Source organism: Shewanella sp. ALD9 (genome assembly GCF_002836315.1).
GTDB lineage: Bacteria > Pseudomonadota > Gammaproteobacteria > Enterobacterales > Shewanellaceae > Shewanella.
Genome location: NZ_PJCD01000003.1, coordinates 356,030 through 368,404, shown reverse-complemented (window position 1 = coordinate 368,404; position 12,375 = coordinate 356,030). Strand labels below are relative to the sequence as shown.

General features: G+C 41.9%; 10 protein-coding genes. 7 read left to right on the top strand and 3 right to left on the bottom strand.

Annotation, left to right across the window (positions count from 1 at the left end):
* Nucleotides 1-67: 67 nt before the first annotated feature.
* Nucleotides 68-628: a hypothetical protein gene (locus CXF88_RS09295; protein WP_101086593.1), complete on the top strand. Its 561-nt coding sequence runs from the start codon at nt 68-70 to the stop codon at nt 626-628.
* Between the two features lie 235 nt (nt 629-863).
* Here CXF88_RS09295 and CXF88_RS09285 read toward each other — a convergent pair whose 3' ends face one another.
* The 3 genes from CXF88_RS09285 to fadI all read right to left on the bottom strand — a co-directional run bounded on the left by CXF88_RS09285 (nt 864) and on the right by fadI (nt 4,835).
* Nucleotides 864-1,076, bottom strand: coding sequence for a hypothetical protein (locus CXF88_RS09285; RefSeq protein WP_101086592.1), 213 nt, complete (start codon nt 1,074-1,076; stop codon nt 864-866).
* Between the two features lie 316 nt (nt 1,077-1,392).
* Nucleotides 1,393-3,519, bottom strand: coding sequence for a fatty acid oxidation complex subunit alpha FadJ (gene fadJ, locus CXF88_RS09280; RefSeq protein ID WP_101087200.1), 2,127 nt, complete (start codon nt 3,517-3,519; stop codon nt 1,393-1,395).
* Nucleotides 3,520-3,524: 5 nt separating this feature from the next.
* The gene (fadI, locus tag CXF88_RS09275) at nt 3,525-4,835 is read right to left on the bottom strand and encodes an acetyl-CoA C-acyltransferase FadI (protein WP_059744448.1); all 1,311 of its coding nucleotides are present in this window, start codon (nt 4,833-4,835) and stop codon (nt 3,525-3,527) included.
* Between the two features lie 248 nt (nt 4,836-5,083).
* On the opposite strand from fadI, the gene CXF88_RS09270 reads away from it, so the two are divergent.
* Genes CXF88_RS09270 through CXF88_RS09245 form a run of 6 tightly spaced genes read left to right on the top strand, consistent with a single transcriptional unit; the run spans nt 5,084 to nt 12,312 of the window.
* Nucleotides 5,084-6,040, top strand: coding sequence for a MoxR family ATPase (locus CXF88_RS09270; RefSeq protein ID WP_059744447.1), 957 nt, complete (start codon nt 5,084-5,086; stop codon nt 6,038-6,040).
* Nucleotides 6,041-6,081: 41 nt separating this feature from the next.
* On the top strand, nt 6,082-7,017 hold the full coding sequence (locus CXF88_RS09265; RefSeq protein ID WP_101086591.1) for a DUF58 domain-containing protein: 936 nt from the start codon (nt 6,082-6,084) through the stop codon (nt 7,015-7,017).
* Nucleotides 7,018-7,566 (top strand): DUF4381 domain-containing protein, encoded by a 549-nt coding sequence (locus CXF88_RS09260; protein WP_101086590.1) that lies wholly within the window; start codon nt 7,018-7,020, stop codon nt 7,564-7,566.
* The gene (locus CXF88_RS09255; protein WP_101086589.1) at nt 7,560-8,579 is read left to right on the top strand and encodes a VWA domain-containing protein; all 1,020 of its coding nucleotides are present in this window, start codon (nt 7,560-7,562) and stop codon (nt 8,577-8,579) included. The genes CXF88_RS09260 and CXF88_RS09255 overlap by 7 nt, the downstream gene beginning before the upstream one ends.
* Nucleotides 8,579-10,684: a VWA domain-containing protein gene (locus CXF88_RS09250; RefSeq protein WP_101086588.1), complete on the top strand. Its 2,106-nt coding sequence runs from the start codon at nt 8,579-8,581 to the stop codon at nt 10,682-10,684. Before CXF88_RS09255 ends, CXF88_RS09250 begins: the two co-directional genes overlap by 1 nt.
* On the top strand, nt 10,678-12,312 hold the full coding sequence (locus CXF88_RS09245) for a BatD family protein (protein ID WP_101086587.1): 1,635 nt from the start codon (nt 10,678-10,680) through the stop codon (nt 12,310-12,312). Before CXF88_RS09250 ends, CXF88_RS09245 begins: the two co-directional genes overlap by 7 nt.
* Nucleotides 12,313-12,375: the final 63 nt, after the last annotated feature.

Below are 12,375 nucleotides of genomic sequence, written 5' to 3'. Positions count from 1 at the left end.
TTCAGTTGTCAAAATAATATTGTTATTTAACCCTGAGCTTCAATTACAAAATATAAGAGAGATTAAAATGATTAAAGGAATAATTACAGTTGCGGTTTTATCGGCATTATCATTCAATGGCTATTCAATGGTAAATAGTCCTATGACCGAAGCAGCAAATACTTGCAATGTTAGCATGTTAGACACTCGAACAGCTAAAATCCCGGGTGTTAAATTGCTTAACTCCCAAACAGCTAAAATCCCGGGCGTTAAACTGCTTAACACTCAAACAGTTAAAATCCCGGGCGTTAAACTGCTTAACTCTCAAACAGCTAAAATCCCGGGCGTTAAACTGCTTAACACCCAAACAGCTAAAATCCCGGGCGTTAAACTGCTTAACTCTCAAACAGCTAAAATCCCGGGCGTTAAACTGCTTAACACCCAAACAGCTAAAATCCCGGGCGTTAAACTGCTTAACACCCAAACAGCTAAAATCCCGGGCGTTAAACTGCTTAACTCTCAAACAGCTAAAATCCCGGGCGTTAAACTGCTTAACTCTCAAACAGCTAAAATCCCAGGTGTTAAACTGCTTAACTCTCAAACAGCTAAAATCCCGGGCGTTAAACTGCTTAACACCCAAACAGCTTAAGGAGAACCCTATGTTTACTTCTCTAAAAATAGCACTTGGTTTAGCAAAACCAGCTCGTAAAAAAGTAAAATTGCCTGAAGGTTTAAATCACCTTGAAGTCATCCAAGCTAGAGCTTGGTGGAAGTAATTATTGAGATACTGATGATTAACCATCAGCCATAAAAAAGGAGCATAAGCTCCTTTTTTGTTGTTTTGAATTTGAATTTGAATTTTTATATAGCAAACTAAAATGAGTTTAACCTTCTATTCTATAGCGGCCATGTCGCCAAACCTTCATATCAGCCAAGCGTTTGTGGGTGCTAAACAATGGGTAAGTGAGTGGCCCTAATATACAACCTACACATCCCCATCGCTTTACGGCTAAACCATGCTGATAAGCTGCAAAACCAAATAAAAAACCACTACTAATACTCACTAAAATAAGCATGAATAACCAACTAAACTGCATTATCGCTGACTCCAAATAACTCAGTTAACTTAATCCCTACTTATACAACATTACGATTCATCTTTGACTCGCAAGCAATCATGTTAACGCCATTATATCGAGGTGATTACAGCTTAATGGCGAAATATCATTCGTATGATCGTTTACGCTATCATCCTTGACTTATCATACTAAATAACGGGCATTATACCGTAAAGAAGTATCTGATTGATTAAAAATAAGGCAAAGGTATGCCTTTGTTACATAAAAAAGCGGCAATTCACTGCCGCTTTTTTACAATTTGATAACTAAATATTATCAATAACAATCACTCGGTTTACTTTTTATAAAATTGGCTGCCATCACTAGCCATTTTTACTAACGTATCACACGGTGCGAAACGGTCACCGTACAGTGATTGATAACCTTGTAAAGTTGCCACTAAATTACTTGCACCTAAGGTGTCGATATAACGGAACGGGCCGCCCAAGAATGGCGGGAAGCCAATACCGAATATAGCACCGATGTCACCATCTCTTGCAGAGGCAATAATCCCTTCTTCAAGACAACGAACAGCTTCATTGAGCATTTGAATAGTACAACGCTCTGCCACATCTTTTGCTTCTTTATCCGAAGCGATTAAGATATCGAGCACTTTGTAAACGGATTCATCAACCAATTTGGCTTTTTTAGCTTTAGGTCCGTATTGATAGAAACCTTTACCATTTTTACGACCCTTACGGTCATCGGCTAATAACTTGTCAAATGCTGCAGGTGCTTTAAAGCGATCGCCGAGCTCTTTTTCTAAAATTGGCGAAATTTTAGCACCTACGTCAATGCCCACTTCATCAAGCAAAGTCATCGGTCCCACAGGGAAACCAAACTTCACTAATGCGCGATCTAGGTGTTCAACACGTTGACCTTCAAGTAATAACTGCGCAGCTTCGTTCATATACAGGGCTAGAATACGGTTTACATAAAAACCTGCGCCGTCTTGAACCACAATAGGTGTCTTTCCTTGCTTGCGTGCAAACGCCACTGTAGTTGCAATCGTTTCTGGCGATGTGGTTTTATGGGCAATCACCTCAACTAACGGCATTTTTTCTACCGGAGAAAAGTAATGTAGGCCAATCACATTTTCAGGACGACTTGCCGCTGCGGCAATCTGACCAATCGGTAATGAAGACGTATTAGAAGCAAAAATGGTGTTTTCACCACATTCACGCTCAACGTCTTGAACCATTTTATGTTTAAGTGCTAAATCTTCAAATACCGCTTCAACAACGATATCGGCATCTTTAATACCTGTATATTCAGTCGTCGTTGTCATTAATGCCATGATATTGTCACGCGCTATAGGTGTCATATGACGACGCTTAACGCCTTTATCTAGCAGTTTGTAAGCATATGATAGTGCGTTACTTAATCCCTGCTCTGAAATGTCTTTGACACGCGCTGGAATTTTAGCTTTAGTGGTTGTTACAGACGCAATACCACCGCCCATTAACCCACCGCCTAATACCATTACTTTTTTAACTTTGCGTGGCACAGCACCTTCAGCACCAGTTTCTTTTTTCATTTCAGTGGTGGCAAAGAACAAGCTACGTAATGCTGCCGACTCTTTCGACATCACTAAATTAGCAAAATGAGTTGCTTCAACCTCAAGCCCTTTCACCATGCCTTTATTCATACCTTGACGAACACAATCGATGATTTTAGCTGGCGCAGGATAATTCCCCTGAGTTTTTTTCATTACCTGTTTGCGAGCTTGATCAAACATAATATCGCGAGTAAATGAAGATGATTCTAAAAACTGATTAATTTTAGATTGCACCACAGGTTTTGCAGCTTGTTTACTTTTTTTTGCTAGCTCTATCGCGGTTTCAAGCAAAATAGAGTTAGGCACAACATCATTCACTAACCCCATTTTTAATGCTTGTTTAGGACGAATTTGCTTGCCAGTAAGCATCATATCTAACGCAGTTGCAATTCCGACTAGTCGAGGTAAACGCTGAGTACCGCCGCCGCCGGGCAACAAACCCAGTTGCACTTCAGGCACCCCTAGCATGGTTTTTTTATCGTCACTGCATACGCGTAAATGACACGCTAGCGCTAATTCTAAGCCACCACCTAAACAAGCACCATTGATAGCAGCAACAACAGGAATTGATAATCCTTCAAGCTCAGAAAAAACCACATGACCTTGTTGTGACAATGCCTTAGCATCAGCTTCACTCTTGCAAGCTGCTAACATGGTGATATCGGCACCGGCAACAAACGAATCAGCCTTACCAGATATAACAACCAAGCCTTTAATGCTGTTATCAGCTTTGATTTCAGTTAATATTTCACTAATTTCAGGACCAAATTGTTCTTTTAAGGTGTTCATGGTTTCGCCAGGAACGTCCATTGTTAAAATGGCAATACCATCGTCACGACGAGCTAAATTAAATGTTTTTTCCATGCTCATTACTCCACCTCCAAAATCATTGCCACACCTAAACCGCCAGCAGCACAAGCAGTTGCTAAACCAGTACCACCACCACGACGCTTAAGTTCATTACACACTTGGGTAATCAAACGCGTACCGGTTGCCGCAAAAGGATGACCATAGGCTAATGAACCGCCTAATACGTTAAACTTACTCATGTCTATTTCGCCTATCGCGCGATTGCGACCCAGCTTCTCTGCTGCAAACTTTTTAGAACCAAACATCTGCATATTGGCCAATGTTTGTGCCGCAAATGCTTCGTGCATTTCAATCAGCGTTAAATCTTCTAATTCCATTCCAGCACGTTTTAATGCTAATGGCGTCGCATACGAAGGCCCCATTAACATGTCTTGCCATACATCGATGGCCGTAAACGCATAACTCTTGATGTAACCAATAGGTTGATACCCTAAGGCTTTAGCACGACCTTCACTCATTAAAATAATGGCCGATGCACCATCGGTTAATGGCGTGCTGTTGGCGGCAGTAACGGTACCGTGCTTACGGTCAAATGCGGGACGCAATTTGGCGTAAGACTCTAATACAGAGTTTTCACGAATATTATTATCACGATCAATAAACTGTTTGTAAGGTGGAATATGAGCTGTCATCACTTCTTGTTGAAGCACGCCAGAATTCCACGTTTCAGTAGCCAATGTATGTGAACGATGCGCTAATGCATCTTGATCTGCACGGCTAATGTTGTAAGTCTTAGCCATTTGTTCTGCGGTTTGCCCCATAGACAAACCCGTTGAATACTCAGCAACCGCTGGCGGTACCGGCATCAGGTCTTTCAAGCCTAAACGACGTGCAATCGCAAATTTTTGCTTAAAAGTACGCGCTTTATTTAAATCGACTAAAGCATGTGCAAGCTTTTTTGATACTCCAATAGGTAGTACTGAAGACGAGTCAGACCCACCAGCTAAGCCGATTTCAATATTGCCGGTCATAATTGATTCAGCTACGTTAACCGCCGACTGAAAACTGGTTGCACAAGCTCGGGTGACAGAGTAAGCATCTGTTGACACATTCATGCCAGTACCTAGTACAATTTCACGAGCAATATTGGGTGCTGCAGGCATTTGCACAACTTGACCATAGACAAGCTGCTCAATTAACTGAGAGTCGATTTCAGAGCGAGACAGCAACTCATTAACCACCATTTTGCCCATATCTAGCGCTGATACGCCATGAAAGGCGGTTGCTTGCTTTGCAAATGGTGTTCTTAAACCGGCAACAATCGCAATGCGCTCACCCCGGGAATTTGTTACTTGTTGTCTATCACTCATGTGTCACCCTCTATTATTGTTAGCTTATCTCGGCTCTGCCGGTAAATTTTTATTTTGCCAGATAATCTGGTCAGACCATCAAAGTGTGACCTGATTCTAACTTTTTATTGAATAGTTTTAAACAGGCGTTTACAACTATCTACTTCATAAAGAGTTAAATTGTGTTAATCCTACTAGCCAAAAACCAATAGAATTCATAACATAGGGTGTAATAATCCCAATGCCAACTAAATAAATTGAGTACAGCTATGCCGTTAAGTCGTTTCCACTCACTACGCACCTATTTAGATAATGTTGTCTTAGGTCAACCCGTATTAACTGAGAACTTGCTGATAGCACTTATCGCAAACGGACATTTATTAGTTGAAGGTCCTCCTGGCTTAGCCAAAACTCGTGCAGTAAAAGCATTATGTGATGGAGTAGAAGGCGAGTTTCATCGTATTCAGTTCACTCCCGATTTATTGCCTGCCGATTTAACTGGCACTGATATTTATCGTCAGCAAACAGGGACATTCGAATTTGAAGCGGGGCCAATTTTCCATAATCTAATCCTAGCAGATGAAATTAATCGTGCCCCAGCTAAAGTTCAGTCAGCGCTATTAGAAGCCATGGCTGAAGGCCAGGTTACCGTTGGTAAAAATAGTTATCCTTTACCACCACTATTCTTAGTGATGGCTACACAGAATCCGCTAGAAAACGAAGGTACTTATCCGCTGCCAGAAGCGCAATTAGATCGTTTTTTAATGCACTTAAATCTCGATTATCCTAGCGCAGAAACCGAAGTCGAAATCTTACGCCAATCGCGTAAAGAGGCCAAAACACATCAGTTGCCTACGATAGACCCCGTCGCACAAGCCGATGTGTTTGCAGCAAGAGATCAGGCATTAGATATTTACTTAGCTGAACCGTTAGAGAAATACATCGTTGAAATTGTGATGGCGACTCGACAACCTGCGCGCTACAGTGCTGATTTAGCTAAATGGCTTGAATATGGTGTCAGTCCTCGCGCCACAATTTCACTGGAACGTTGCGCCAGAGCGCGTGCTTGGTTACATGAACGAGACTTTGTTTCACCAGAAGACATTCAAGCTGTTGCGCCTAATGTGTTACGTCACCGTTTGTTACTCAGTTATCAAGCGCAAGCGGAAGGCGTTACGGCAGATCAGGTGATTGATCACATTCTTAGTCAAGTTGCCGTACCGTAAATGTTGCAGCACGAGCACCTATTATTAAGCATGATTAGATTATGATGAACCCAACTAATTCATTACCACTTTACAGTGATGGTGTGAGCTTAAATGAGCAAGAGCTTATTGCTTGTCAAAGCTTATCCCGCGCCATACCCGATCGCAAATCGCGGGCGAAAGCAGCATTGTCTGGTCACCGAAGCAGCCAAATAAAAGGCCGCGGTATGGAGTTTGCTGAAGTACGTCATTACCAAAATGGAGATGACGTTCGTACTATAGACTGGCGAGTCACTGCACGAACAGGTGTTGCACATACTAAGTTGTTTGTTGAAGAACGCGAACGCCCTATCCTGCTATTGATAGACTTGAGCCACAGCTTATACTTTGGCTCCCAGCTACTATTACAATCGGTACAAGTGGCTCATTTAGCCACAACGTTAGGTTGGAATGCCATTAACCATGGCGATAGACTCGGGGCATTAATTGCCAGTGAAAGTACTCACTTAGAGCTAAAGCCACGTAGTCGCCGTCAAGGTATTTTACAGTTAACCTCAGGGTTAATTAATGTCCATCAACAACAATTAAACCAAATAAATCAATTATCACCCGATCCCGGCCATATGTTTAAAGCCTGCCAACGGCTACAGCGCATTGCTAAGCCTGGGTCACTGATTTGGATTATTACTGACGGCCAACATATCAACCAGCAATGTTTAGCGCCTTTAACAGAGTTGTCGCGTCACTGTGATATTGGTGCCTTTGTGGTAACCGATCCATTAAGGCAGGGAACCTTAGCGTTACCCAAACAATTTTCTTTACCCGTACGAGATGGCCAACAACAACTGACCCTAACACGTCAAAGTTATGAAGCCTGGTTAAGTACTCAGCAACAGCAGTTACAGCAATTCGTCTCATTAATGAATATGATAAAAGTACAACCTAAATTCATCGATGCCGCTAAACCGCTCAGTGCACAATTGGATATTTTACGTTAAATGACCACTGCTAACTTACCAACACAGCCATTGCCGATTGACGCCAAAGCCTCCGCTTTAGCGCAAATGCAAGATATTGTATTACCAGAGCCAATTAGTGCAGTGCCTATCGCACCTGGATATTGGATAATTGCAACAATATTAATAACCTTAGCAATCTGGTTAGTTAAGCGTTTATATAAACAACATCAATATCATGCACCACGAAAAATCGCGCTGACGTTACTAGATAGCTATGATATTGAAGATGATACCTTTGCAGCACAGGTTAACAGCTTACTCAAACGCACCGCACTTACCTATTTACCGCGTGAACACCTCGCTAAACTCAACGGTCAGCCTTGGTTTGATTGGTTAGATACTCGCCTCGCCTCTGGCCAGCAACATAAAATTGGTCAACTATTAATTAAGCGACATCAAGCAAGTGGTTTAGATCAAACCGAAAAAGCTCAATTAAAATCTTTAGCGAAAGCCTGGCTAAGCAATAAACGTCCTTTTAGTGATACAACGTTATCATCCAATAATTCATATCTGGAGGCCAAATGCTAGCATTTTATTGGCCATGGTTATTAATCTTACTGCCGCTTCCGTTGTTGATAAAACGCATCAACATACATAATGTCGGCGGACATCTACAGCTACCCGGCATCGCTACAACGGTTACAGTGTCCAGCTCAGTAAACCGAAAAAGCAGCAGAAAACGTTACTGGCTAATGTGGATATTGTTGTTGTTAGCAATCGCTCGACCACAGTGGCTTGGCGATCCCATAGAATTACCGGCAAAAGGCCGTGATTTAATGATTGCGGTGGATTTATCCGGCAGTATGCAAATTGAAGACATGGTCATAAATGGACAAACTGTTAACAGGTTTACCCTAATACAACATGTACTTAGTGACTTTATCGAACGTCGTAAAGGTGACAGACTCGGACTTATTTTATTTGCTGATCATGCTTATTTACAAGCCCCACTCACCTTAGACCGCCGCTCTGTTGCTACATTTTTAGATGATGCTCAGATAGGTTTAGTCGGCAAGCAAACCGCTATCGGTGAAGCCATTGCCCTTGCGGTTAAGCGCTTTGATAAAGTTGACGAAAGTAATCGAGTGCTCATTCTGTTAACGGATGGCTCTAATAATGCAGGTAATATTGAACCAGAAGTCGCCGCACAAATTGCCGCGAAACGTAACATCACTATTTATACTATCGGGGTTGGCGCTGAAATATTAGAACGCCGAACTATTTTTGGAAAAGAGCGCATTAATCCATCAATGGACTTAGACGAAGGCCAACTCAAAAAATTAGCTGCCATGACTAAGGGGCGTTATTTTAGAGCCCGAAACAGTGAAGAGTTAGCCAGCATTTATCAAGAAATAGACAAGTTAGAACCGGTGAGTCGTGATCAATTGAGTTATCGTCCCAAAAGTGAGTTATTTTATTGGCCGTTATTAATGTCATTACTGATTAGTTTTTTAATCAGTTTGCAGCAACAATGGCCTGCCCAGTTATTGGCTAAAACCAACCAGACTAAAACTAACCAAACCAAAGAGGCGAATCAATAATGATCCATTTCATTCGCCCTGAATGGCTATTAGGGTTCATCCCGGTATTAATATTAAGTGCATTATTTTGGCGTAAACATAGCCAGCAATCAGCATGGAAACAATATATCGCCCCACATTTAAGTCAGTTACTAATCAGCCAAACGGTTGAGAAAAGTCATCAGCCCAAATGGCTATTAATTGCCAGTTGGATAGTCGCCGTGATTGCGCTTTCAGGGCCGGCATTAAATAAACAAAATCTGCCAGTATTTGCAACCGAACAAGGTCGAGTGCTCATTATGGATATGTCTCAGTCCATGTATGCCACCGACTTAAGTCCAAATCGCTTGTCCTACGCTAAATTTAGAGCGACCGACTTATTAAATGAATTAAAAGAAGGCGAAACAGGGTTGATTGCCTATGCTGGTGATGCTTATACCATTAGCCCGTTAACCCGCGACCGTGACACTATTTTAAACTTACTGCCAACATTATCACCCGATATTATGCCCACTAAAGGATCTAACTTAACAGCGGCGTTATCTCTAGCAGAAAAACTATTGGCTCAAGGTGGTCATGTCAGTGGCGATATTATTGTCATGACCGATGGCATTTCTGCACAACAATTTAATCAAGCAAGCAGCGCACTTAACAGCCGTTATCGTTTATCGATCATGGCTTTTGGCAGTAAACAAGGTGCACCCATTCGTTTAGCTGATGGTCAATTATTGCGTGATAATAGTAATGAAATCGTTGTCGCTAAAACCGATTACGGTCTATTGCAGAAACTTGTCCAACAACACCAAGGGATCCTTGTGCCAGCTCAAACAGATGGTAGCGATATCTCCACCCTCACCCACTGGCTGGCAACTGATGGCAAGGCAACCGAAACGGATCTTGCAGGCGAAACTTGGCAAGATCTGGGTCCATATTTAGCTATGTTATTAATCATCCCGATGTTAATGAGTTTTAGGCAAGGATTATTAACCCTCATGCTTAGCCCTAGCTTGCTATTCGCTACGGCAATGACATTTAGTCTAGCCAACAGTCAACCAGCACAAGCCTCTGTGTGGCAGGACTTATGGAAAACTAAAGACCAACAAGCACAGTCTGCATTTGAACAAGGTGAATTTACCCAAGCAGCGGAAACATTCGAAAACCAACAATGGCAAGCCTCTGCGCAATACAAAGCCGGTAATTATCAACAAGCGCTAGAAGGCTATGAACAAGACAGCAGCGCCCAAGGTTTATATAACCAAGGGAATGCCCTAATGCAGCTTAAAGATTATCAAGAGGCCATTAAGCGTTATCAACAAGCTATTGCGGCTCAATCACCGTTTACTGAAGCAAAACAGAATTTGACCTTAGCCCAGCAATTGCTTGAACAACAAAAAGAGTCATCAGATCAGCAATCTGATAAATCAGAGCAAGATCCATCTAACTCAAATGATGACAACTCTACATCAGAGCAATCTTCTGATAACAATGAATCTCAACAAGCAGATTCCGACGAATCACAGTCTGGTGAACAGGAAAACCAACAAGGTCAACAAGACCAATCTGGCCAACAAAACCAACAACAGAACGCTGAAAACCAATCTGACAATAAAAATGATCGTTCATCTGATAATAATAAACCGCAATCACAAAGTGATCAGCCATCAGACCGTGATGAACAACAAGATGATAAACAATCCGAATCGTCACAAAACGAAGCACAACAGCAAAATGGTCAGCAACAAAATGGTTCGGATCAACAATCATCAACCTCTGAAGATAACAACACTTCACAGCAATATGATTCAACGCAAGATTCTCCAGCTAGTAACGAATCTAGCATGCAGGCCAGTGCAACTAAAAATGGAGACCAACAAGATGATGGCAACCAAAAAATGAGTGCTGCACCGTCGTCAACAGAGTCAAATACCGAAGACATAAAAGATGGCAAACCATCAGAAATGATCTCGGCTTCACAAATTAATCAAGATGATTTGCCTGCAGATATGCAACGTGCCCTTCGCGCCATAAACGAAGATCCACAAGTGTTAATCCGCAATAAAATGCAGCTTGAATATCAAAAACGTCGTCAAAATAGTCAACCGCCTAAGGAAAATGAACAGTGGTAATCAGAACTTTTTTTAGCCTATTGCTATTCATCATTGCTGCACCGGTATTTGCACTTAGCCAAGTACAAACAACCATAGACCGAAATCCAATTGTTACCGGCGAGTATTTCGTACTCGATATTATTGCCGATGATGATCTAAATGCGGGGGCATTAGATACCTCAGTATTGCTCGATGACTTTATTGTTGGAAGAACTAGCGTTGGCCGCAGCACTAAAATGGTTAACTTTGACACCACCAAAGAAACTCGCTGGCAGGTATTATTGTCACCTAAGTCAGTGGGCAATGTCACCATACCGGCGTTTAACATCAAAGGAATTAGCTCAAACCCAATTACCTTAAAAGTTATTCCACAAGGTTCAACTGCCGACGAAGTACAAAACGTATTTATTAACATCAACACTAGTGCCTCAGAAGCTTATGTCGGCCAATTAATCACTTATAAAGTAAAACTATACCTTGCAGTAGAATTACAACGAGGAGTATTAAGTGCTCCCGTTATTGAAGGCGCGCAAATCAAGCAAATAGGCGAAGACAAAGATGGCAGTGAGATCATTGATGGCCGTCGCTTTAGAGTAATTGAACGCACTTACGGTATTATTGCCGATCTGCCAGGGGAGTTAGTTATCAATGGCGCCAGTTTCTCAGGCGATGTACTTGTTGAAGCCCCTAGACGCGGAGGTATGTTTGGCTTTAATGAAAGTCGGCCAATGCAAACAGAAGCGGAAAGAGAAGTCATTCAAATCAATTCAACACCACCAAGTTACCAAGGAAAATGGTTAGTCAGCGATATTGCGGTATTAAAAGAGACGTGGCCGGACGATATCAACGAATTTGAAGTGGGCAGCCCAATTACCCGCACAATTAGTTTAATTGCATCTAATACCGATGACACTAGTTTACCCGACATCGATATTCCACTGGCCGACGGCTTAAAAGCTTATCCAGAAAAGCCGTTAAGACAAACTTTTGTTCGCGACAATCAAGTGGTATCACAATACAGTATCACTACTGCTATTGTGCCAACAAAACCAGGTACTTATACTCTACCTGAGATAAATGTTCCTTGGTGGAACCCACATCTTAAAAAGCAACAATTTGCCACATTGCCAGCCCGCACGATTAACGTGATAGGCAGCACAACGGCTACGACAGATATTCCACCAGCGGATAGTTTTAGCGCAGTTCAAGCCAGCGGATATTGGCCGTTACTGAGTGCTGTTCTGGCGGTATTATGGCTCATCACTTTAGTATTATGGCGTAAAGCAGCATCGGTAAACCGCACGTTGCCACAATTTAATCAAGACAATAAAAACCTCAAAATACCTAGAAAAACAGCAACGACTGGACTCAATGCAATTATTCATGCATGCGACCGTAACGACAGCAGTGCGGCGATTATTGCGGTACAAGCCTACTTTAGCGAACGTTTAGGTAAATTGATGACTTTGACTCAAATCAGCGGTTTATCAGAACAATTAGCGTTAGCAATGAATAAGCTACAAGCAGACAAATACAGCAATAAACCACAAGCGATTGATAAAAAATCGTTAATGGATGCCATTTTGGCTTATCAACAACCCCCTCTCGCCAATAAAAAATCAATAATAGCAGAGCTAAATCCATAACATTAAAAAGCTAATAGTAGCTAGATGCTGCTATTTAGCTTGCTATTAATCCTCCTCCTTTTT